General features: G+C 71.7%; 25 protein-coding genes. 5 read left to right on the top strand and 20 right to left on the bottom strand.

The annotated features are described in order from the left end of the window. Window positions 1-9: 9 nt before the first annotated feature. The 3 genes from ACFVJX_RS22795 to ACFVJX_RS22785 are packed head-to-tail and all read right to left on the bottom strand — an operon-like array spanning window position 10 to window position 1,568. Window positions 10-846, bottom strand: coding sequence for an ABC transporter ATP-binding protein (locus ACFVJX_RS22795; RefSeq protein WP_384129193.1), 837 nt, complete (start codon window positions 844-846; stop codon window positions 10-12). Window positions 847-889: 43 nt separating this feature from the next. After that, window positions 890-1,390, bottom strand: coding sequence for an aldo/keto reductase (locus ACFVJX_RS22790; RefSeq protein ID WP_384129195.1), 501 nt, complete (start codon window positions 1,388-1,390; stop codon window positions 890-892). Between the two features lie 43 nt (window positions 1,391-1,433). After that, entirely contained in the window at window positions 1,434-1,568 is a 135-nt protein-coding gene (locus ACFVJX_RS22785) for an aldo/keto reductase (protein WP_384129198.1), read from the bottom strand. Between the two features lie 103 nt (window positions 1,569-1,671). On the opposite strand from ACFVJX_RS22785, the gene ACFVJX_RS22780 reads away from it, so the two are divergent. The 3 genes from ACFVJX_RS22780 (at window position 1,672) to ACFVJX_RS22770 (ending at window position 4,017) form a co-directional block, all read left to right on the top strand. After that, entirely contained in the window at window positions 1,672-2,673 is a 1,002-nt protein-coding gene (locus ACFVJX_RS22780; RefSeq protein ID WP_384129201.1) for a ketopantoate reductase family protein, read from the top strand. Between the two features lie 58 nt (window positions 2,674-2,731). Next, window positions 2,732-3,316: a TIGR03086 family metal-binding protein gene (locus tag ACFVJX_RS22775; protein ID WP_384129204.1), complete on the top strand. Its 585-nt coding sequence runs from the start codon at window positions 2,732-2,734 to the stop codon at window positions 3,314-3,316. 68 nt (window positions 3,317-3,384) lie between these two features. Next, window positions 3,385-4,017 carry a DsbA family protein gene (locus ACFVJX_RS22770; RefSeq protein WP_384129207.1) on the top strand — a complete coding sequence of 211 codons (633 nt, stop codon included), beginning with the start codon at window positions 3,385-3,387 and terminating at the stop codon, window positions 4,015-4,017. Between the two features lie 14 nt (window positions 4,018-4,031). On the opposite strand, the gene ACFVJX_RS22765 is transcribed toward ACFVJX_RS22770, so the two are convergent. The 14 genes from ACFVJX_RS22765 to ACFVJX_RS22700 form a co-directional block, all read right to left on the bottom strand. Next, window positions 4,032-4,790, bottom strand: a complete 759-nt coding sequence (locus ACFVJX_RS22765; protein WP_384129210.1) for a sirohydrochlorin chelatase — start codon at window positions 4,788-4,790, stop codon at window positions 4,032-4,034. 9 nt (window positions 4,791-4,799) lie between these two features. Then, on the bottom strand, window positions 4,800-5,720 hold the full coding sequence (locus ACFVJX_RS22760; RefSeq protein ID WP_384129213.1) for an ABC transporter permease: 921 nt from the start codon (window positions 5,718-5,720) through the stop codon (window positions 4,800-4,802). After that, window positions 5,707-6,498 (bottom strand): ABC transporter ATP-binding protein, encoded by a 792-nt coding sequence (locus tag ACFVJX_RS22755; protein ID WP_384129216.1) that lies wholly within the window; start codon window positions 6,496-6,498, stop codon window positions 5,707-5,709. Before ACFVJX_RS22755 ends, ACFVJX_RS22760 begins: the two co-directional genes overlap by 14 nt. A gap of 39 nt (window positions 6,499-6,537) precedes the next feature. Further along, complete coding sequence (locus tag ACFVJX_RS22750; protein ID WP_384129219.1) at window positions 6,538-7,653, bottom strand: aliphatic sulfonate ABC transporter substrate-binding protein; 1,116 nt, start codon at window positions 7,651-7,653, stop codon at window positions 6,538-6,540. A 282-nt stretch (window positions 7,654-7,935) separates the two neighbouring features. Beyond that, window positions 7,936-9,279: a sulfate adenylyltransferase subunit 1 gene (locus tag ACFVJX_RS22745; RefSeq protein ID WP_384129222.1), complete on the bottom strand. Its 1,344-nt coding sequence runs from the start codon at window positions 9,277-9,279 to the stop codon at window positions 7,936-7,938. Between the two features lies 1 nt (window position 9,280). Then, a complete protein-coding gene (gene cysD / locus ACFVJX_RS22740) occupies window positions 9,281-10,216 on the bottom strand; it encodes a sulfate adenylyltransferase subunit CysD (RefSeq protein WP_384129225.1) in 936 nt (311 codons plus the stop codon). After that, window positions 10,213-10,758 carry an adenylyl-sulfate kinase gene (gene cysC, locus ACFVJX_RS22735; protein WP_384129228.1) on the bottom strand — a complete coding sequence of 182 codons (546 nt, stop codon included), beginning with the start codon at window positions 10,756-10,758 and terminating at the stop codon, window positions 10,213-10,215. The genes cysD and cysC overlap by 4 nt, the downstream gene beginning before the upstream one ends. 23 nt (window positions 10,759-10,781) lie before the next feature. Beyond that, entirely contained in the window at window positions 10,782-11,498 is a 717-nt protein-coding gene (locus ACFVJX_RS22730) for a phosphoadenylyl-sulfate reductase (protein WP_384129231.1), read from the bottom strand. After that, window positions 11,495-11,674, bottom strand: a complete 180-nt coding sequence (locus ACFVJX_RS22725) for a hypothetical protein (RefSeq protein WP_384129234.1) — start codon at window positions 11,672-11,674, stop codon at window positions 11,495-11,497. The genes ACFVJX_RS22730 and ACFVJX_RS22725 overlap by 4 nt, the downstream gene beginning before the upstream one ends. Continuing rightward, the gene (locus ACFVJX_RS22720) at window positions 11,671-13,368 is read right to left on the bottom strand and encodes a nitrite/sulfite reductase (RefSeq protein ID WP_384129237.1); all 1,698 of its coding nucleotides are present in this window, start codon (window positions 13,366-13,368) and stop codon (window positions 11,671-11,673) included. Before ACFVJX_RS22720 ends, ACFVJX_RS22725 begins: the two co-directional genes overlap by 4 nt. A gap of 115 nt (window positions 13,369-13,483) precedes the next feature. Continuing rightward, a complete protein-coding gene (locus ACFVJX_RS22715) occupies window positions 13,484-13,567 on the bottom strand; it encodes a putative leader peptide (RefSeq protein WP_310591794.1) in 84 nt (27 codons plus the stop codon). Between the two features lie 162 nt (window positions 13,568-13,729). Continuing rightward, a complete protein-coding gene (locus tag ACFVJX_RS22710) occupies window positions 13,730-14,335 on the bottom strand; it encodes a GNAT family N-acetyltransferase (protein WP_384129240.1) in 606 nt (201 codons plus the stop codon). Between the two features lie 82 nt (window positions 14,336-14,417). Next, complete coding sequence (locus tag ACFVJX_RS22705) at window positions 14,418-15,698, bottom strand: GAF domain-containing protein (protein WP_384129244.1); 1,281 nt, start codon at window positions 15,696-15,698, stop codon at window positions 14,418-14,420. A 261-nt stretch (window positions 15,699-15,959) separates the two neighbouring features. Next, window positions 15,960-17,597 (bottom strand): acyl-CoA dehydrogenase family protein, encoded by a 1,638-nt coding sequence (locus ACFVJX_RS22700; RefSeq protein WP_384129247.1) that lies wholly within the window; start codon window positions 17,595-17,597, stop codon window positions 15,960-15,962. A gap of 74 nt (window positions 17,598-17,671) precedes the next feature. Between ACFVJX_RS22700 and ACFVJX_RS22695 the strand changes: the two genes are divergently transcribed. Further along, window positions 17,672-18,784, top strand: a complete 1,113-nt coding sequence (locus ACFVJX_RS22695; RefSeq protein WP_384129329.1) for a YihY/virulence factor BrkB family protein — start codon at window positions 17,672-17,674, stop codon at window positions 18,782-18,784. Between the two features lie 9 nt (window positions 18,785-18,793). On the opposite strand, the gene ACFVJX_RS22690 is transcribed toward ACFVJX_RS22695, so the two are convergent. Beyond that, entirely contained in the window at window positions 18,794-19,174 is a 381-nt protein-coding gene (locus ACFVJX_RS22690; protein ID WP_384129250.1) for a CU044_2847 family protein, read from the bottom strand. 66 nt (window positions 19,175-19,240) lie between these two features. Between ACFVJX_RS22690 and ACFVJX_RS22685 the strand changes: the two genes are divergently transcribed. Next, on the top strand, window positions 19,241-19,939 hold the full coding sequence (locus ACFVJX_RS22685; RefSeq protein ID WP_384129253.1) for a DUF6597 domain-containing transcriptional factor: 699 nt from the start codon (window positions 19,241-19,243) through the stop codon (window positions 19,937-19,939). Between the two features lie 5 nt (window positions 19,940-19,944). Here ACFVJX_RS22685 and ACFVJX_RS22680 read toward each other — a convergent pair whose 3' ends face one another. Then, window positions 19,945-20,388, bottom strand: coding sequence for a VOC family protein (locus tag ACFVJX_RS22680; RefSeq protein WP_384129256.1), 444 nt, complete (start codon window positions 20,386-20,388; stop codon window positions 19,945-19,947). Between the two features lie 46 nt (window positions 20,389-20,434). Next, window positions 20,435-22,006: a 3-hydroxyacyl-CoA dehydrogenase gene (locus ACFVJX_RS22675; protein ID WP_384129259.1), complete on the bottom strand. Its 1,572-nt coding sequence runs from the start codon at window positions 22,004-22,006 to the stop codon at window positions 20,435-20,437. Window positions 22,007-22,050 lie beyond the last annotated feature (44 nt).

The following is a 22,050-nucleotide window of genomic DNA, read 5'->3' as shown; positions in this document are numbered from 1 at the left end:
GCCCCCGGGTCAGCGGCGTCCGCCCCGCTGGGCCCGCGCCGTCCACCGGCCGTCCGTGCGCGCGATCCGTACCGGATGACCGAAGCAGTCGCTGACCCGGTCCGTGGTCAGCACCTCGTCCGCCGGCCCCGATGCCACGCACCGGCCGGCACGCAGCAGCATGGCGTGCGTGGTGGAGGCGGGCAGCTCCTCGAGATGGTGCGTGACCAGCACCGTCGCAAGCTCCGGGTTCTCCTCCCGCAGCACGTCCAGGCTGTCCAGCAACTGCTCCCTGGCGGCCAGGTCCAGCCCGGTGGCCGGCTCGTCGAGCAGCAGCAGCCGGGGCTGTGGCATCAGGGCGCGGGCGATGAGCGTACGGCCCCGCTCGCCCTGCGACAGCGACGGCCAGCGTGACGTCTCCTTGCCGCCCATGCCCAGCATCTTCAGCAGCCGCTCCGCCCGCTCCCGCTGCTCCGGCCCCGCCGACCAGCGAGGCACCGGCTCCACCGAGTTGGTCAGACCCGTCAGGGCCACCTCGCGCACCGTCAGCGGGGAGCGCAGCGGATGGCGCGGATCGACATGCCCGAGCAGCGTGCGAAGCTCCCGCAGATCGACCCGCCCGATGGTGCGGCCCAGTACCTCGACCGAGCCGCTGGTGGGATGCCTGATCGCGCCCAGCAGCCCGAGCAGGGTGCTCTTGCCCGCGCCGTTGGCGCCGAGCAGCGCCCAGTGCTCCCCGCCGCGCACGGTCATCGAGACCGAGTCGAGCAGCACCTTGCCGTCCCGGACGAGAGTGACGCCGTCGGCCCTGATCACCGGAACCGGGGCGGTGGGGGACGGCGTGGCGAGGGCGGCTGTGGTGGTCACGTGCGGGTACTCCTTCATGCGGATGCGAGGGCCTCCAGGAGGCTCATGTCCTCGGTCGACAGCAGGATCTCCCGGGCCCCGAGGTTCTCCGCGAGATGCACGGGCGAACCGGTGCCGGGAGTCGGGCAGAGCACGGGGGGCGGTGCAGCGGCCAGGCGAGGGCGATCTGCCCGCGGGTGGCACCGTGGCGTTCCGCGACCCCGGCGAGCGCCGCGGCGTCCTCGCCGGTGAGAGCGCCGTTCGCCGGCGGGAACCAGGGGAGGAGGGCGAGGCCGTGGGTCTCGCACACCTTGAGTACCGCGTCCGACGAACGGTCCAGGAGATTGAAGCGGTTCTGCACCGAGACGATCCCGGTCAGGGAGAGCGCCTGCTCCAGCTGTTCGGCGGTAAGGGTGTCCAGGCCGATGTACCGGATCCTACCCTCCTGCCGCAGCGCATCCAGAGCGCCCAGCTGCTCGGCCATCGGCACCAGCGGATCCAGCCGGTGCGGCTGGTAGAGGTCGGTCCGGTCCGTCCGCAGCCGGCGCAGGCTCGCCTCGCACATCGCCCGCAGCTGTTCCGGTCGCCCCGCGATGTGCCAGGCGCCGTCACCTGTCCGTTGTCCGTACGACGCCGCCCTTGGTCGCGATCACCAGATCGTCGCGGTACGGGTGCAGGGCCTCGGCGACCAGTTCCTCGGCCACCTCCGGGCCGTAGTTGTCGGCGGTGTCGATCAGGGTCATGGAACAGTAGTCTGGATGGCGGATACAACTTCCGGCCCGGGGCGCCGGCTCCGCCACCACGGCGATGCCGTCGGCCCGGGCCGCGGCCGTGCGGAGGAGCGGGATGCGCTACGTCATCGTGGGAGCGGGCGCCGTCGGCGGCGCCATCGGCGGACGGCTGGCCGAGGCCGGCCACTCCGTGGTGCTGGTGGCGCGCGGGGCCCACTACGAGGCACTGCGCACCGGCGGGCTCCGGCTCGCCACCCCCGACGGCGCCCGCATCCACGACCTCCCCGTCGTCGACGGGCCCGAGGCCCTCGCCCTGGCCCCGGACGACGTACTCGTACTCGCCGTCAAGACGCAGGACAGTGTCGCCGCGCTCGACGCCTGGAGCATCCGGCCGGTGGCGGGCGGCGGCACGGCGGGGGAGCGGCTGCCGCTGATCTGCGCGCAGAACGGCGTGGAGAGCGAACGCCTCGCGCTGCGCCGCTTCGACCGCGTGTACGGCATGTGCGTCTGGCTGCCCGCCACCTTCGTGGAGCCCGGCCGGGTCTCCGCGGCAGGCGCCCCGCTCACCGGCATCCTGCACCTGGGCCGCTACCCGACGGGCACCGACGACACCGCCCGGCGGATCTCCGCCGACCTGGAGGGCGCCAAGCTCCTCGCCCCGGTGGTGGCGGACGTGATGCGCTGGAAGTACGGCAAGCTCCTCTCCAACCTCGCCAACGCCATCGAGGCGGCCACCGGCCCGCTCGCCGGCGACGACGCCGTCGCACTGTTCGAGCGGGCGCTGGCCGAGGGGCGGGCCGTGCTCGCGGCGGCCGGGATCGAGGCCGTCGGCCGGCAGGAACAGGCCGAGGTGCGCGGCGACCGGATCCGCTTCGAACCCTTCGACGGCTCCCCGCGCGGTGGCGGCTCCTCCTGGCAGAGCCTCAGCCGCGGCACCGGCACGATCGAGGCCGACTACCTCAACGGCGAGATCACGCTGCTCGGCCGGGTCCACGGCGTACCCACCCCGGTCAACGACGTACTGCGCCGGATCGCGAACGACTGCGCCCGCGAGCGCCGGGAGCCGGGCTCGATGTCCGTCGCCGAGCTGACCGCACGGGTCGACGCGGCCTGCTGAGAGCCGCTGTCGCCTTTCTTCAATACCCCGGGCACGCGCCGGTCCTAGCGTGCTGTGCATGAAGACCGAGCACGCCCATATGACCGAATGCGCCGCCGAGGCGGCCCGCGTGGCCCGCGCCGTCCGCGCGGCACGGCTCGACAGCCCAGACACCCCCTGCGCCGGCTGGGACCTCCGCGCGCTCATCAACCACTGGGTGCTCTACACCTCGCACGGCATGGAGCACCGCGCCCTGCGCACGGAGCTGCCCGAGGAACTCGTCGCCCGTGACTTCACAGCGGACCCCGACTGGGCCGAGCGATACGCGGCGCAGCTGGACCGTGCCGTCGCCGCCTGGTCGGACCAGGCCGCCTGGGAGGGCGCCATCGGGGAAGGCGAGGCGGCGTCCCCGGCCGCGGACACCGCCGCGATGCTCGTCGAGGAGACGGCCCTGCACGGCTGGGACGTGGCGCGGGCCACCGGCCAGGAGTTCCGGCTCTCCGACGGGGCGGCCGGCTACGTCCTGCGCACCGTGGAGAGGACCGCCGAGCTCTACCGGCGGTACGAGGGCTTCGCCGCCGAGATCACCATCGGCGAGGAGGCCTCCGGATTCGAACGGGCGCTGGCCCTGAGCGGACGCGATCCGCGGTGGACCGCCGGGTGAAAGTGGCCCAGCCCGGACGCTGTTGAATGGCCCGCGGGAGTGCGCCAACGGCTGGCTACGCTCATGCCATGACCACTCACCGCAGCCCGGCACCGGGCAGGCCCGTCGTCGACTTCTACTCCGACCCGGCCTGCCCGTTCGCCTGGATCACCTCCCGCTGGATGCTGGAGGTGGAGCAACAGCGCGACATCGAACTCCGCTTCCACGTGATGAGCCTCTACCTGCACAACACCGGCAACGAACTCCCCGACTGGTACCGCACCCTGGTCGACAAGTCGATCGGACCGGTGCGCGTCGCCGCGGCCGCGGCCGGACAACACGGTCAGGCGATCCTGCGCGACCTGTACACCGCCTTCGGCACCCGCATCCACCAGGAGAAGAACGAGGACTTCGACGAGGTGATCGCCCAGTCCCTGGCCGAGGTGGGCCTGCCCGCCGAGCTTGCCGCCGCCGCGCACACGGACACGTACGACGAGGCGGTGCGGCGCAGCCATGACGCGGGCAAGGACCCGGCGGCGGACGGATACGTGGGCACGCCCACCATCCATGTCGACGGGACCGTCTGGTTCGGTCCGGTGCTGCGGGCGGTGCCGCGCGGTGAGGCGGCGGCGCGGCTGTTCGACAGCTTCCGGGTGCTCGCCGGCTACGAGGACTTCTTCGAGCTCAAGCGCACCCGGACCGGCAGCCTCGACGTCGGCTGAGCGCGGGCCCGCAACTACGCGCTGAGCGACGCCATGCGGTCGGCAGGCACCCGGGCCTCGTCGTACCGGCCCAGCAGCAGCCGTGCCAGCTCCGGGGAAGGGCCCAGCACCCCTGCCAGGACATCCGCACGGGCCTCGGCCGCCCCCGCCGCGATGCGGTCAGGGAGGCGGCCGGGCGCGATCACGTAGGGGGCCACCGCGACCCGGCGGACACCCTCGGCCCGCAGGGCCCGTACCGCGTCCTCGGTACGGGGATGGGATGCGGAGGCGAACGCAGGCCGCACGGAACACCAACCGGTGCGCCGCAGCTCCCGCGCGATTTCAGCGATCACTGCGATCGCCTCCGGGTCTGTGGAGCCCGCCGAGGCCAGGACGAGCCCGGTCGACGCCCTGTCGCCGGGGCGCACCCCGGCCTCGCGCAGCCGCCGCTCCAGGGCGGAGTTGAGCAGCGGGGACGGGCCGAGCACCTCGGCCTGCCGAACCCTCAGCCGCGGCAGCCTGCCCCGCGCCTCACGCAGCACCGCCGGGATGTCGGACTTGGCGTGGAAGGCCCGGGTGAGCAGCAGCGGAAGCGCCACCACATCGCCCACATCCTGCGCGGCCAGCCGTTCCAGGACCCGCGGCACCGACGGCGCGTTGAAGTCCAGGAACCCGGTCTCCACCCGCAGTCCGGGCCGCAGCGCCCGCACCCGCGCGGTGAGCGCGTGCACGGTCGCGGCGTGCCGCGGATCGCGGCTGCCGTGGGCGATGACGAGAAGGACCGGAGCAGTCATGGCAGTGGCTCAGTTCTTGACGAGGAGACCGCGGCTGCGCAGCACCCACCGCTCCAGGGGACTGAAGATGAGCAGATCGATCGCGATGCCGACGATCAGGATCAGGAAGATGGCGAGGAAGACCATCGACATGCTGCTGGTCTCCCGGCCCTGCTCCAGCAACTGCCCGAGACCGACGCCGAGATCGGGCGAGGAGGCGATGATCTCGGCGGCCATCAGCGAGCGCCACGAGAACGCCCAGCCCTGCTTCAGCCCCGCGAGATAGCCGGGCAGGGATGCCGGGAGGACGATGTGCCAGGTGCCGCGCAGCCCGGTGGCGCCGAGCGTCTTGCCGGCCCGCAGGTGCAGCGGCGGGATCTGGTCGACACCGGCGACGAGCCCGTTGGCGATCGACGGGACGGCGCCGAGCAGGATCACCGCGTACATCATCCTGTCGTCCAGCCCCAGCCAGATGACCGCGGGCGGCACCCACGCCACCGACGGCAGCGACTGGAGCCCCGAGAGCACCGGGCCGATCGCCGCGCGCACCACCTTGACCCGCGAGACCAGCAGCCCGAGCGGGGTGCCGATGACGAGGGCGAGGAGGAAGCCGAGCAGGCCGCGCGAGACGCTGGTCCAGATGTAGCCGAGCAGGGTGCCCTGCGCCCAGGCGTTGGACACCTCGTCCCAGACGTGGGACGGCGCCGGCAGTTTGTAGTCGTCGGTGACCTTCGCCCAGATCAGGATCTGCCAGACGATGAGCACCAGCGCGACCGCCACCACCGGAGGCAGCACCTTCTGCACCAGCACCTGGCGCACCGGGGTCCGGCTGACCCGTACCGCGTCGAGGGCGTCGAGCCCCGCTTCGAGGCCGGCCAGCTCCTGGGCGGCGGCCTCGGGGGCGCCGTCCTCGGCCTTGCTGCCCTTGGCGGTGGTCTCAGTGCTGGCCATGTCGGCGGATCTCCCCACGCAGTTCTTCGGTGATCTCGACGGAGAGTTCCGCCACGGCGGTGTCCTCGATGCGGCGCGGCTGCTCGATGTCGACCGTCCACTCCCGGGCGATCCGGCCGGGCCGCGACGAGAGCAGGACGACCCGCTCGGCGAGCCGGACCGCCTCCCGCACGTTGTGGGTGACGAAGAGGACCGACACGTTCGTCTCGCGCCAGATCCGGGTCAGCTCGTCGTGCAGCACATCACGGGTGATGGCGTCGAGGGCGGCGAACGGCTCGTCCATCAGCAGCAGTTGGCTGTCCTGGGCGAGCGCGCGGGCCATCGCCACCCGCTGGCGCATACCGCCCGACAGCTCGTGCACCCGCTTGCCGTACGCCCCGCCGAGACGGACGAGTTCGAGCAGCCGCTCCGCCTCGGGGCGGCGCTCCGACTTCGGTACACCGCGCAGCCGCAGTGCCAGTTCGATGTTCTTGCCTGCGGTCAGCCACGGGAAGAGGGCGTGCTCCTGGAACATCAGGGCCGGCCGCCCGCCGGGGGTCTCGATGGACCCCGCGGACGGGCGGTCGAGTCCGGCCACCAGATTGAGCAGGGTCGATTTGCCGCACCCGGAAGCTCCCAGAAGGGTGACGAACTCGCCGGGAGCGACATCGAGTGTGATGTCGTCCAGGACGAGCTGCTGCCCCTCCGGTCCACCGAAGGACTTCGAGACGTGGTCGAGACGGGCGGCGTGCCCGACGGCCGTACGGTCCTCGGCCTTGGTGAGCGTGGTCGTGGCCATGGTCGTCACCTCCTGGGAGATCCTGGAACGGTCCGGTGGTTACTTGACGCCGAGACCGGCGTCGGCGACCTCGGGCCTGCCCGCGGCCTTGAGGATCTTGTTCAGCGGCTTCAGGTCGTAGATGCCGTCCAGGTCCGGCTCGTCCAGCAGACCGGCCTTCACCGCGTGCTTGGCCTCGGCGTCGAGCGTGGCGGCCAGCGGGTCGTCGGTGAACTGGATCGACTTCCACGCCGGGTCGATGACGTCGGCCGGCAGTTCCTTGCCGGACAGCTTCTTCAGCGCGGCGTTGGCGGAGTCCTTCGCCTTGTCCGAGTTGGCGTTGATCCACTTGTTGGTGTTGACCGAACCGCGCAGCACCGCCTCGACGACGTCCGGGTGTTCGGTGAGGAACTTCTGCGACACGATGATGTTCGTGATCACGAACTTGTTGTCCGGCCACAGCGTCGACTCGTCCAGGAGCACCTTCGCGCCCTGCTCGACCAGCTTGGACGCGGTCGGCTCGGGGGCCCAGGCACCGTCGATGGAACCGGACTTGTAGGCGTCCGGGGTCACCTTGTTGTCCGTGCGGACCACGGAGACGTCGCCCTTGCCGCTCTGGGCGTCGACCTTCCAGCCCTTCTCGGAGGCCCAGTTGAGGAACGCCACGTCCTGGGTGTTGCCGAGCTGCGGGGTGGCGATCTTCTTGCCCTTGAGGTCGTCCAGGGTCTTGATCTTCTTCGGGTTGACGACCAGCTTCACGCCACCGGAGGCCGAACCGCCGATGATGCGCAGGCTCTTGCCCTTGGACTTGGTGAATCCGTTGATGGAGGGCGAGGGGCCGATGAAGCCGATGTCGATCGAACCGGCGTTGAGCGCCTCTATCTCGGACGGCCCGGCGTTGAACGTCGAGGGCTTGACCTCCGTGGAGCCCAGCTCCTTGGCGATGATGCCTTCCTGGATGCCGACCAGGGCGGTGGCGTGCGTGAGGTTCGGGAAGTACCCGATCTTCACGGTGTCCGCGGAGAGCTTCTTCCCGCCGGCGGAGACGTTCGCCTTCTTGGCGTCGTCGTCCTTCGAGTCGGAGCCGTAGCCGCAGGCGGTGAGCGCCACGGCGAGCAGCGGCAGGGCGGCGGCGGCGGCGATGCTGCGGCGCAGCGTGGTACGGGGGGCAGACACGGGAGGTCTTCCTCTCGGAGGCCCGGTGCTCACGTCCCTCGGAGGTCCGGGGAGGCGGCCGGGAGATCGGCAGGTCTTCGTCTGAACTGGCTTTGCGGGCGGTGCGGGTGGTGCTGCCGGGCGCGCAGGCAGTGCGCGTACGTCATCACGCACATCGCGCGACCCCGCCCTTGCCTCCCCCAACCTCTCGGCTTCGCTCGAGCAGGGGGCACCCCCTTCCGAGGGCGCCGCTGCCGACGCGGCCGCCCTCCTTCGCGAAGGTCGAGAAGACGTCGATGCTCATCAGAAGTCCCATTCGGCGTCGTCGTCCGCCGGAGCCGGTACCTGCGACTCGGCGGCGAACGAGGCGCCCGCCATGCCGGCCGACAGGGTGGTGCCGTCCGCCGGGTCGATCAGCAGGAAGGAACCGGTGCGGCGCGAGTCGGCGTACGCGTCGAGCGCGAGAGGCTCGGCGGTGCGCACCACGACCCGGCCGATGTCGTTGGCGACGAGCTGTCCGGGGGCCGGGTGCTGCGAGAGGTCGTCCAGCGTGAGGCGCGAGGGGATGTCCTTGACGATCGCCTTCACCGTGCGGGTGGTGTGCTTGAGCAGCACCCGCTGTCCCACGGTGAGCGGCTGGTCCGCGACGTGGCAGACGGTCGCCTCCACGTCCTGGGTCACCGCGGGCGCGTCGTCCGCCGGGGCGATCAGATCGCCGCGCGAGACGTCGACGTCGTCGGTCAGCCGGACGGTCACCGACTGGGGGGCCCAGGCGATGTCCACGCTGTCGCCGAGCAGATCGATCCCGGCGATCGTCGACGTACGGCCCGAGGGCAGTACGGTGACGGGCTCGCCGACCCGGAACACACCGGCGGCGATCTGGCCCGCGTAGCCCCGGTAGTCGGGGTTCTCGGCGGTCTGCGGCCGGATGACGTACTGGACGGGGAAGCGGGCGTGGCAGGCGGTGAGGTCGTGGCTGACCGGGACCGTCTCCAGGTGCTCCAGGACGGTCGGGCCGCCGTACCAGTCCATGTTGGCGGACGGCTCCACGACGTTGTCGCCGGCCAGCGCGGAGATCGGGATCGTGGTGATCTCCGGGACGCCGAGGGAGGCCGCGTACGCGGTGAACTCCTCGGCTATGGCGGCGAACACCGGCTCCGCGTAGTCGACCAGGTCCATCTTGTTCACGGCCAGCACCACGTGCGGGACGCGGAGCAGGGCGGCGACGGCGGCGTGCCGGCGGGTCTGCTCGACGACACCGTTGCGCGCGTCGACCAGGACCACGGCCAGCTCGGCCGTGGAGGCACCCGTCACCATGTTGCGGGTGTACTGCACATGGCCCGGGGTGTCGGCGAGGATGAACCGGCGCCGGGTGGTGGCGAAGTAGCGGTAGGCGACATCGATGGTGATGCCCTGCTCGCGCTCGGCCCGCAGCCCGTCGGTCAGCAGCGCCAGGTCAGGCGCCTCCTGGCCACGCTTGCGGGACGCGTCCTCGACCGCCTCCAGCTGGTCGGTGAGTACCGACTTGGAGTCGTGCAGCAGCCGTCCCACGAGGGTGGACTTGCCGTCGTCGACGGACCCCGCGGTGGCGAACCGCAGCAGGGTCGTCGTCGACAGCTGCTCGGCCAGCTGGGTGGGTGTGGTCATGTTAGAAGTACCCCTCGCGCTTACGGTCTTCCATCGCGGCCTCGGACATCTTGTCGTCGGCACGCGTCGCGCCCCGCTCGGTGAGCCGGGAGGCGGCGATCTCGGTGATCACGGCGGCCAGCGTGGTCGCGTCGGAGTCGACGGCGCCGGTGCAGGACATGTCGCCGACCGTGCGGTAGCGCACCTGACGGGTCTCGGTCCGCTCGTGCTCCTTGGGGCCGCCCCAGTCGCCCGCGGTCAGCCACATGCCGGAGCGGCTGAAGACCTCGCGCTCGTGGGCGAAGTAGATGCCCGGGAGCTCGATCCCCTCGCGCTCGATGTACTGCCACACGTCGAGCTCGGTCCAGTTGGAGATCGGGAACACCCGGACGTGCTCACCGGCGGCGTGCCGGCCGTTGTACAGCTGCCACAGCTCGGGACGCTGGCGGCGCGGGTCCCACTGGGAGAACTCGTCGCGCAGCGAGAAGACCCGCTCCTTGGCGCGCGCCTTCTCCTCGTCGCGGCGGCCGCCGCCGAACACCGCGTCGAAGCGGTGCTGCTGGATCGCCTCGGTCAGCGGCACCGTCTGGAGCGGGTTGCGGGTGCCGTCGGGGCGCTCGCGGAGCTTCCCGGCGTCGATGTACTCCTGCACGGACGCGACGTGCAGCCGCAGCCCGTGCTCGGCGACCGTGCGGTCGCGGTACTCCAGGACCTCGGGGAAGTTGTGCCCGGTGTCCACGTGCAGCAGCGTGAACGGCACCGGCGCGGGCGCGAAGGCCTTGAGCGCCAGGTGCAGCATCAGGATCGAGTCCTTGCCGCCGGAGAAGAGGATCACCGGCCGCTCGAACTCTCCCGCCACCTCACGGAAGATGTGCACCGCCTCGGACTCCAGGGAGTCCAGGTGGCTCAGCGCGTACGGATTGCCGGTGCCTTCCGGCACAGTCGCGACGGTGGTCACGCCGCACCCCTCTCGCTCAGCAGCGTGTACAGCTCCGCCGCGGACTCCTGCACGGTCTGCTGGTGCGACTCGATCCGCAGATCCGGCGACTCCGGGGCCTCGTAGGGGTCGTCCACCCCGGTCAGCCCGCTGATCTCGCCCGCCGCCTGCTTGGCGTAAAGCCCCTTGACGTCACGCACCGAGCACACGTCGACCGGAGTGGCGACGTGCACCTCCAGATACGCGGTGCCCTCCGACCGGTGCCGCTTGCGGACGGCGTCCCGGCTGTCCGCGTACGGCGCGATGACCGGGACGAGTACCTTCACGCCGTTGGCGGCCAGCAGTTCGGCGACGAAGCCGATCCGCTGGACGTTGGTGTGCCGGTCCTCGCGGGAGAAGCCGAGGCCCGCGGAGAGGAACTCCCGGATCTCGTCGCCGTCGAGCACCTCCACCTTGTGCCCCTCGCCGCGCAGCCGCCCGGCGAGTTCGTACGCGATGGTGGTCTTGCCCGCGCTCGGCAGACCGGTCAGCCAGATGGTGGCTCCCGTCTCCGTCACGCTCATCGAAGTCTCCTGATCAGTCGTCATCAACCGTGCAGCCCGCACTCGGTCTTGCCGCTCCCGGCCCAGCGGCCGGCGCGCGCGTCCTCGCCCTCCAGCACCCGGCGGGTGCAGGGCGCGCAGCCCACGGAGGCGTAACCGTCCATCAGCAGCGGGTTGGTGAGCACCCCGTGCTCGGCGACGTACGCGTCGACGTCGTCCTGGGTCCAGCGGGCGATCGGCGACACCTTGACCTTCTGCCGCTTCTCGTCCCAGCCGACCACCGGGGTGTTCGCCCGGGTGGGGGACTCGTCGCGGCGCAGGCCGGTCGCCCAGGCCGTGTACGAGGTCAGGCCCTCCTCGAGCGGCTTGACCTTGCGCAGCCCGCAGCAGAGGTCGGGGTCGCGGTCGTGCAGCCTCGGCCCGTACTCGGCGTCCTGCTCGGCGACGGTCTGCCGCGGGGTGAGGGTGATGACGTTGACGTCCATCACCGCTTCCACGGCGTCGCGGGTGCCGATCGTCTCGGGGAAGTGGTAGCCCGTGTCGAGGAAGACCACGTCCACACCGGGCAGCGCCCGGGAGGCGAGGTGGGCGACGACCGCGTCCTCCATCGAGGAGGTGACGCAGAACCGGGGGCCGAAGGTCCGGGTGGCCCAGCCGAGGATCTCCGCCGCCGAGGCGTCCTCCAGCTCGCGGCCGGCCCGCTCGGCCAGCTCCCTGAGCTCCTGCGAAGTCAGCTTGTCGGTCTCCAGAGTGTCCGTCATATGCCGTCCCCTTCAACGTCGTTGCGCTGCAGCCCACGGGCCAGCAGGCCCAGGAACTTCAGCTGGAACGCTCGGTTGCAGGAGGCGCATTCCCAGGCCCCGTGCCCCGTCTCGTGCGGGCGCAGGTCCTCGTCACCGCAGTAGGGGCAGTGGAACGGTGCGGCGCGTTCGCTCATGACAGCGACTCCGCACTGGCCCGTGCCGCCCAGGTCGCGAAGCGCTCGTCGCCCTCGCGCTCCTTCTGGAAGTTGGAGAGGACCCGCTCGACGTAGTCGGGCAGCTCGGCCGAGGTGACCTTCAGACCGCGGACCTTGCGGCCGAAACCGGCCTCCAGGCCCAGTGCGCCGCCCAGGTGCACCTGGTAGCCCTCCACCTGGTTGCCCTCGCCGTCCAGCATCAGCTGGCCCTTGAGGCCGATGTCCGCGGTCTGGATGCGGGCGCAGGCGTTGGGGCAGCCGTTGATGTTGATGGTGAGCGGCTCGTCGAACTCCGGCATGCGGCGCTCCAGTTCGTCGATGAGCGAGGCGCCGCGCGCCTTGGTCTCGACGATCGCCAGCTTGCAGTACTCGATGCCGGTGCAGGCCATCGTGCCGCGGCGGAACGGGGACGGCTTCACCTGGAAGCCGAGCTCCTCGAGTCCCGCCACCAGCGAGTCGACCTGGTCGGGCTCCACGTCGAGGATCAGCATCTTCTGCTCGACGGTGGTGCGCAGCCGGTCCGATCCGTGTGCGGCGGCCAGATCGGCGATCTTGGTGAGGGTGGGGCCGTCCACCCGGCCGACCCGAGGGGCGAAGCCGACGTAGAGGCGGCCGTCCTGCTGCTCGTGGACGCCCACGTGGTCGCGCCAGCGGCTGCTGGGCTGCTCGGGGGCGGGGCCGTCGACCAGCGGCCGCTTCAGGTACTCGTCCTCCAGCACCTGACGGAACCGGGCGGGTCCCCAGTCGGCCATCAGGAACTTCAGCCGGGCACGGGTGCGCAGCCGCCGGTACCCGTAGTCCCGGAAGATCCCGACCACACCGGCCCAGACGTCGGACACCTCGTCCAACGGCACCCAGGCGCCCAGCCGTTCGGCGAGCCGCGGGTTGGTCGAGAGCCCGCCGCCGACCCAGAGGTCGAAGCCGGGGCCGTGCTCGGGGTGCACGACGCCGACGAAGGCGATGTCGTTGATCTCGTGGACCACGTCCTGCACGGGTGAGCCGGAGATCGCGGTCTTGAACTTGCGCGGCAGGTTGGAGAACTCCTTGCTGCCGATGTAGCGGTCGTGGATCTCGTCGACCGCCGGGGTCCCGTCGATGATCTCGTCGGCGGCGATCCCCGCCACCGGGGAGCCGATGATCACGCGGGGGCAGTCGCCGCAGGCCTCCGTCGTGGACAGGCCGACGGCCTCCAGCTTCTCCCAGATGGCCGGTACGTCCTCGATGCGGATCCAGTGCAGCTGGATGTTCTGCCGGTCGGTGACGTCGGCGCTGCCGCGCGCGTACTCGTGCGAGACCTCACCGATCGCCCGCAGCTGCGCCACCGTCAGCCGGCCTCCGTCGATGCGGACCCGGAGCATGAAGTAACGGTCGTCCAGCTCCTCGGGCTCCAGCACGGCGGTCTTGCCGCCGTCGATACCGGGCTTGCGCTGGGTGTACAGCCCCCACCAGCGCATGCGTCCGCGAAGGTCGTTGGGGTCGATCGAGTCGAACCCGCGCTTGGAGTAGACAGTCTCAATGCGCGTCCGCACGTTGAGACTGTCATCGTCCTTCTTGAACTGCTCATTGCCGTTGAGAGGGGTGTAGTGCCCCAGCGCCCACTGACCTTCGCCGCGGTGGCGTCCTGCCTTGCGGCGGGGTGCGGCGGGCGCAGGCTTTTCAGGGGTAGCGGCCATGACAGTACGTCCTTCGGGACTGCAGGAGGGCGGCTCTGAACTGCACACTCGCGGATGGGCGCGGCGGTGCGCAGCGTTTGCAGAGAAAGGGATCGCGGCGGAGCTGGGGAGACTCTCAGCGCGCCGGACAGATGGCGCTGGACATGCGGCCGAGGTCGACGTGGCGTCGACTCACCAAGGCAATTCCAGTTCCAGACATGACGGAAGCGTGTCACGCGGATCTCGGAGCAGTCCACCACTATCCATGATGTGGACGAGACTGTCCCGACAGGCGAGACGATGTGGCGCCCGTCACTGGGTCGACGGACGCCGGGCCGCCCGGAAAACCGGACAACCACGTGTATTTCCTACGGATGGCCCGCTACGGGAGCAGCTCCCGGCCGGAACCCGGCCAGGGGCCGGGTGTGGACGCCCCGGACGCCGGCTCGGTCCGGGTGTCGAAGAGCCGGAAACCGCGGCGCAGATAGTTGTCCATCGCGTGCGGACCGTCGTCGGAGCAGGTGTGCAGCCACACCCGCTTCGTCGGCGGCCGCTCCGGCCAGCGCTCCGCCAGGTCCCAGGCACGGGCCACCCCGTACGACAGCAGATGGCCGCCGATCCGGCGCCCCCGGAACGCCGGGACGAGACCGAAGTACATGATCTCCACTACACCGTCGTCCTGCGGATCCAGCTCGACGTAGCCGGCCGGGGTCCCGTCCGCGTACGCCACCCAGGTCTCCGCCCCGGGCCGCTCCAGGGCCTCCTGCCACTGCGCGTACGTCATCGTCAGCCGGTCCGTCCACCGGATGTCGCCGCCGACCGCCGTGTAGAGGAAGCGGCTGAACTCGGGCAGCGGTACGCCGGACCGGACGATCCTGATGTCCCCTTCCGGCACGGCCGATGGCGACAGATCGGCGGGGGAGGTCTGCTCCAGGGACCAGATGGTCACATCGGAGTCGGTGCCGGTGGTGGGCGCGGGGTTGCTCATGGCTGCCAGAGAACCACGTCCGGCGGCCCCGGCCCAAGCCGGTCCCGGCAGACGGGCACCCCCGGACCTGCGAGAACGCCGCTCAGCCGGTGCCGCGCGCCGCCGTCACCACCGGAGCCTTCGAGCGCGGCAGCAGATCGGCCGGGTGCTCCGGGCGGATGACCTCCACCTCGACGCCCTCCCCGAAGCGGTACGGGCGGTGCGCCAGCACCTCCGCGAGATGGCGCCGCAGCCGGGAGACCTCCGCCCGCACCGTCACCGTCCTGGTCGGATCGCCGAAGATGTCCTCGGCCAGTTCGGAGGCCGTACGCCCCTCGCGGTGCAGCGCCAGCGCGAACAGCAGCTCGGCGTGGCGGGGGGAGAGCCGCTGCGTCCAGGTGCCCACCGGGCTCACCACATTCACCGCGAGGCCGCGCGGCCGGCTCAGATCGAGCACCACCCGGCGCGGCGGGCCGTCCAGCGTGCCGTCCGCCACCTGCACCAGCCAGCCGCCCGGCAGCGGCTCCACCCGGCACATCCCGAGCGAGGGCAGCCACACCCGGCCCGGCTGAAGGGACTTCGGCAGCGGCAGCCGGTCCACCGGCGGCATCCCGGTGACCCCCGCCAGCCAGCCGTGGGCGTCCACGGCCAGTGCCGGCCCGTCCAGCCGGCACAGCATCGGCGCGGCCACCGAGCGCAGCCGGTCGATCGACTCCAGATGCCGGGTCCTGATCTCGCTCTCGGCCAGCCGGGCCACCGAGCCCACCAGGGCGAGCGTCGTCGGATGGAACGTCGACGCCGGACCGCTGATGTCGACGATCCCCATCAGCCGGCCGTCACGCGGATCGCGCACCGGCGCCGCCGCGCACGTCCACCCGTGCAGGCTGCGCACGAAGTGCTCGGCTGAGTGGACCTGCACCGGGGCGCGCGAGGCGAGGGCCGTACCGATCGCGTTGGTGCCGGTGCTCTCCTCGGACCAGGCCGCGCCCTCGGCCAGACAGATGTCGTCGGCCCGGCGCAGCACCCCCGTGTGGCCCTGGCGCCACAGCACCCGGCCGTCCACGTCGGTGACCACCATGATCTGCTGCGAGGCGTCCGCGATGGCCGCCAGACCGTCACCGAGCAGCGGCATCACCTCGCCCAGCGTGGAGCTCCGGCGCCGGTGCTCGATCTCGTCCAGCTCCAGCAGGACACTGTGGGTGGACTGCTCCGGATCGATTCCGCTGCGCAGCACCCGGTTCCACGAGGCCCCGATCTCGGCACGCGGTGCGACCGGCATGCGGTCACCCGCGATCCGCGCCTCACGGGCCCGGTGGACCAGCCGCGTGGCCCGCTCCGATTCCAGGGCAGCCAGCCGCATCACATCGACAGGACCAGTCTCCATGCCGCATCCCCCCAGGGCCTTTCGGAAAGCCGCACCAAGGCCGCAAGCCCCCATCCTGCCGCCACGGGGGTCCTGATGCCGCAACTCCACACAATGGTTGCAACCCTCTGCAACTCTGGCGACGCTCCCCGGACCGTACAAGAGTGGCGTTACACCGGGCGGCGCGGCCTCGGCCTCGCAGCCCGGTGTACAGCATGGGGGGTGGTGCCGTGTCGGCGCAGCACCACCCCCTGTTGCTGCCCCGCCCCCCGGGGCCGGATGTCAGACCTCCACGGGCCGTGCCCTCTCCACGACGGATGCCAGGTCGAGGGTGTGCGGCAGTGTTCCGAACGCCGAGCCCCAGTCCCCGCCGAGCCGTGACGCGCAGAACGCGTCGGAGACCGCCGGCGGAGCCCAGCGCACCAGCAGCGAGCCCTGCAGCACCAGCGCCATCCGCTCCACCAGCCGGCGGGCCCGCGCCTCGATCCCCTGGAGATCGGCGAGATCGGTCAGCAGCTCCTTGATCGCCCGGTCGAGCCGGTGATCGGCGCCGCGCGCCTCGCCGACCTCCTGGAGGAACGCGTTCAACGCCAGCGGCTCCCGTTGCAATGCCCGCAGCACATCGAGTGCCTGTACGTTCCCCGAGCCCTCCCAGATCGAGTTGAGCGGCGCCTCACGCAGCAGCCGGGGCATCCCCGACTCCTCCACGTATCCGTTGCCGCCCAGACACTCCAGCGCCTCGCCCACCATCGGCGTGCACCGCTTCGTCACCCAGTACTTGGCCGTCGGCACCGCGATCCGTAGGAACGCCGACTCACTCTCCGACCCGGAGTCGTACGCGGCCGCCAGCCGCATCGCCAGCACCGTCGCCGCCTCCGACTCCAGAGCCAGATCGGCCAGCACGTTGCGCATCAACGGCTTCTCGACCAGCACCCCGCCGAACGCGCTGCGGTACGTGGCGTGGTGGACCGCCTGCGCCACCGCCTGCCGCATCAGCGCGGCCGAGCCGGTCACGCAGTCCAGCCTGGTCGCCGCCACCATCTCGATGATGGTGCGCACCCCGCGCCCCTCCTCACCGACGCGGCGTGCCCACGTACCGTCGAACTCGACCTCGGCCGAGGCGTTGGACCGGTTGCCCAGCTTGTCCTTGAGGCGCTGGATCGCGAAGGCGTTGCGGGTGCCGTCCGGCAGTACCCGGGGGAGCAGAAAGCACGTCAGACCGCCGGGGGCCTGTGCCAGCACCAGGAACCCGTCGGACATCGGGGCCGAGCAGAACCACTTGTGCCCGGTGAGCAGGTACTCGCCCTCGCCTCCGATCGGTTCGGCCCGCGTCGTGTTCGACCGGATGTCCGTGCCGCCTTGCTTCTCCGTCATCCCCATTCCGAAGAGCACCCCGGGCTTGTCCCGGGCCGGCCGCAGCCCCTCCTCGTACACGTGCGAGGTCAGCAGGGGCTCCCACTCGGCGGCGACCGCGGGATCGGTGCGCAGCGCGGGCACGGCCGCGTGCGTCATCGAGAGCGGGCAGCCGTGGCCCGCCTCGGCCTGCGTCCAGACGAGGAAACCGGCCGCCCGGCGCACATGGCCGCCCGGCCGGTCCCAGGCGTCGGTCAGCCCCGCTGAGACCGCGTGGCCGAGCAGCCGGTGCCAGGCCGGATGGAACTCCACCTCGTCGACACGGTTTCCGTACCGGTCATGGGTGTGCAGCCGGGGCGGGTTCTCGTTCGCCTGCGTACCCCACCCCTGTGCCTGGGCGGATCCGGCGGACCGGCCGAGCCTGACGAGCCCGTCCCGCGCCTCGTCGAGCACCTCCGCCGGGAGGTGCCGGTCCACGGCTTCGCCGAGCGCCCGGTCCGCCGTGAAGACGTCGTAGCCGAGCAGGGGAGGGGGCTGGTTGGACACTGTGTGGTTGGTGGCTGCCATGCCGATACGGTAAGGAGGTGCAGGCAGCAAATGAAACACCCGAGCGGCCACCGGGCCGACTCCACCGGGCCCGAGTGCTCTACCGAAACGTGTCCAAGCGGCAACTGGCCTGGCAGTTGCTCAAGGACACTGTCAACTCGTGCATGGAGTACCGCATCCTGGGACTCGCCGCCGAGGCGGCGTTCTTCACCCTGCTGTCCCTGCCGCCGCTGCTCCTCGGTCTGATCGGCCTGCTCGGCTACGTCGACGCCTGGACGAGCACCACCACGGTCGCCTCCATCGAGCACAACATCCTCGACGCCGCGGGGACCGTGCTCTCGCAGCGGGGCGTCAACGACTTCGCCAAGCCGCTCCTGGAGGACGTCACCACCGGAGCCAGGCCCGATGTCATCTCGATCGGTTTCGCCATCGCGCTCTGGTCCGGCTCGCGCGCGGTCAACGTCTTCATCGACACCATCACCGTCATGTACGGGCTCGACGGCCAGCGCGGCATCGTCAAGACCCGGATGCTCGCCTTCCTGCTGTACGTGGTGGCACTGCTGCTGGGTGCGGTCGTACTGCCGCTCCTGGTGGTCGGCCCCGACCGGGTCGTGGAGTTCATCCCCTGGGGCACCGAGCTCATAAGCGTCCTGTACTGGCCGCTGGTGATCCTGCTGTCGATCGCCTTCCTGACGACGCTCTACCACGTGTCCGTCCCCGTGCGCTCGCCCTGGATCGAGGACACACCGGGCGCGCTGATGGCACTGGCGATCTGGGTCTTCGGCAGCTTCCTGCTCCGGATCTACCTCACCAGCACGGTCGAGGGGCCGACGATCTACGGCTCGCTGGCCGCGCCGATCGCCGTCCTGCTGTGGATCGGTGTCTCCGCGTTCGCGGTCCTGGTCGGCGCCGCGGTCAACGCGGCGATCGACCGGGTGTGGCCCTCGGTGGCGACCGCCGCGGCCCGTGCGGCCAACGACCGGGTGCGCGCGGTCCAGGCGGCGGAGTTCGTGGCCCGCACCCAGGCGGAGAGCCGGGACGCCAGCGCGTACGACGACGGGGACTACGGGGACGACGAGGACAGTCCCTACATGCCGTCCGAGTTCCCGGAGCGGTGGTCGCGGTTCCTGCCGCCCGACGACGTGAAGTCCAGGCTGCAGCCGAGCCGCGAGAAGGAGACGGACAAACCGCACCAGTCAGAGGGGTGAGGAGCGCCGTCAGGGGGCGGCAGGGGAGGGCGGGCTCTGCGGGGCCGGCTCCGGTGCGGGCGGGGCGGGCGTCGAACCCGGCGACCACGACAGCTTGACCGTGAGATGGCCCTCCATCGCGCTCTTCGCGATCACGGCCCCGGCCTCCGTGGTGATCTTCACCCCGAATTCGATCTCCACCCCGTCCGGCTTCAGCGAGCCGTCCCGGAAGACCGAGAGCGCCGATTCGGCCGCCGCCCGGATGCCCTGGAGCGCGTTGTCGAAGGTGCGCCCGGACCGGGCCAGGGAGTTACCGTCCCGCGCGACCAGCTGCGCGCCCGGGACGTGCCGGTCGACCTCCACCGTCACCGTCGCGCCGCTGTCCGTGGTGAACTCCATCAGTGCCGCCATGACCGCCCCCGGGATGCCGATTCCGCCTGCTGTCCGCCGTGCCCGTTCGTGGACGAGACTAGTGGCATGGGCGACCGGTACGAAGAGCGCGCGTCGGCACTGGACGGCGCGAAGGTGTGGACCCTGACCGTGCCGCCGGGCTCGGTCCACCCCGTGCTGCCTGACGGCTGCATGGACCTGCTCTGGATCGGCGGCCGGCTGCTCGTCGCGGGCCCGGACACCCGCACGAAGACCCCGGCCGCGAGCGACGGCGGCAGCTGCGCGGGCATCCGCTTCGCCCCGGGCTCGGCGCCCGCACTGCTCGGTGTGCCGGCGCACGAACTGCGTGACCGCAGCATCGCGCTGGCCGCCCTGTGGCCGGACGCGGAGGTCCGTGAGCTCACCGAGCGGGTGGCCGAGGCCGCCGACCCGGCCGCCGCCCTGGAGGAGATCGCCCTGCACCGGGCGGCCGGCACTACGCCCCCGGACCCGGCGATGCGGTTCGTCGCCGGGCAGCTGGACAGCGGCCTGTCCGTCGCGGACACCGCACGGGCGGCCGGCCTCGGCGCACGCCAGTTGCACCGCCGCTCGCTGACGGCCTTCGGATACGGACCCAAGACGCTCGCCCGGGTGCTGCGGCTGCAGCGCGCGCTGGCTCTCGTACGGTCCGGAACGCCGTACGCGGATGCCGCGCTCGCGGCGGGCTGTGCCGACCAGGCTCACCTCGCCCGGGAGATGCGTGAACTGGCCGGCACCACCCTGACCGGCTACCTCGCCGGTACCTGAGGGCCTCAGGAAGCCGCGGCGAACAGCGACACCGCGCAGCCGTCCGGGTCCAGCACCACCGCGTACCGCTGCCCCCACACGGCGTCCCACGGTTTCAGATGGCCGCGGTACCCGGCACCGGTCAGCTCTCCGTAGACCGAGTCGACCTCCGCCGGGCTGTCGCAGAGGAAGGCGAGCCCGAGGCGCTCCCCGCCGTTCGATCCCGACCACTCGGGATCGAACGAGCGGACGACGTCCTCGGTGTCCCACAGCAGGCGCTGTCCGCCCGGGAGCGTCACTTCGACATGGGGCGCGGATTCCGCGCCGGCGGGGATGTCGATGCCGAGCCGGCGGTAGAAGGCGAGCGATGCGGCCAGATCCGCGGTGGTGATGCCGATCGCGTCGAGTCGTGGAGTCATGGTCCGACCGTAGGCCGGGGCCCCGCCACCGGTCTTGTACGAATCGGTCATGTCCCGCCCGCGCCGGGCACGCGGCCCCGCGGGGCCACGGGCCTGTTCACGCCGTCCCGGCCAGGCCCTCCGCGTCCGTCAGACACTGTTGCGGGGAGGTGCCCGGGTCCGTCAGGGCCAGGCCCAGCGCGGCCCGTTCGGTGACCCAGCGGGTCGGGCGGTGGCGTGGGTCGCCGGTCGTCGCGTGCAGCGCCCGGTGCAGTTCCAGCATCCGGGCAGCGCCGATCCTCTCGCCCCAGGCCAGCGGGCCGACCGGATAGCCGAGACCGGCGGTGACGGCCGCGTCGATGTCGTCGGGGGTAGCCAGGGCACGTTCCGCGATGGACGCCGAAACCGACACGATCGAGGCGAGCAGCCGCTGGGCGACCGAGCCCGCCGTGTCCCGGACCACCGACACCGCGAACGGCTCACCGTCGTCCGCCGCCCGCGCCAGCACCGCGCGGGCGTCCCGCGCGGCCGCCGGTTCCGCCGCCGGTGTCACGGCCAGCACCCGGCGCCGGCCGGCCGCGGGCAGCGGGTCCACACCGAAGGTGCGCCCGGCGGGCAGCCGGTGCGCCCCTACCGCCGAGGCGACGGAGGTGCCCCAGACCGGGACCAGCACCACGGCCTCGGCGGACGGCCCGGAACCGGATTCGACGGTGGCGCCCGCAGCGGTGAGCGCCGCCCGCAGCGCGGCGACGTCCCGGTCATCGGCCGCGCGGGCGAAGACGTGCACCGGCCGGTCCGCGTCGCCGGTGACCGGTGCCTCCGGGGCGCGGGCCGGCGCCTCGGGGCCGTACGCGAACCAGCCGCGTCCGGTCTTGCGGCCGTGCAGTCCGGCCGCCACCCGGTTCGGGGTCAGGTACGAGGGGCGCAGCCGGTCCTCGTAGCGGAACCCCTCCCAGATCGAGTCGATCACCGCGGCGGTCACATCGAGCCCGGTGAGGTCCATCAGCTCGAACGGGCCCATGCGCAGGCCCAGTACGTCCCGTGCGATCCGGTCGATGCCGGCCGGGTCGCTCACCCCCTCCTCCAGCAGTGCGAGCGCCTCGGTCACCAGCCCGCGCCCGGCATGGTTGACGAGGAAGCCGGGGGCGTCGGCGACCGTGACCGCGCGGTGTCCACAGCTCTCCACGAGCGCCGTCAGCCGCGGCGGGATATCGGGACGGGTGGCGGCGCCCGGCACCACCTCGACGATCCGCATCAGCGGGACCGGGTTGAAGAAGTGCAGACCGGCCAGCCGCGCCGGGTCCTTCAGTGCGGCGGCGATCCGGGTGACGGACAGCGAGGAGGTGTTGGTCGCGAACACGGCCGAGGCCGGCAACGCCCGTTCCAGCCGGCCGAAGACCTCCGTCTTGGTGCCGAGGTCCTCCCGTACGGCCTCGATGACCAGCTCGACCTCCGGGCCCTCGGCCCACGGGTCCTCCAACGGGACAAGCCGCCGCACCGCGTCCGCCGCGTCCGTCGTGGACATCCGGCCCTTCTGCACGGCCCGCTCCAGCATGGAGCGTACGAAGCCGACCGCCTCGGCCACCGCCTCCGGCCGTACGTCGCACAGCTCGACGGTGTGTCCGGCGGCGGCCGCCCACTGGGCGATGCCGCGGCCCATGGCTCCGGCTCCGACGATCCTGATACGCATGCGGTTACGGTCCTCTCGAGGTGGTGGACGGACGGGTCGTGCGG

Source organism: Streptomyces sp. NPDC127177 (genome assembly GCF_042672475.1).
Lineage (GTDB): Bacteria > Actinomycetota > Actinomycetes > Streptomycetales > Streptomycetaceae > Streptomyces.
Note: the sequence above shows the minus strand (reverse complement) of the source record. Positions and strands in the feature narration are given on the sequence as shown.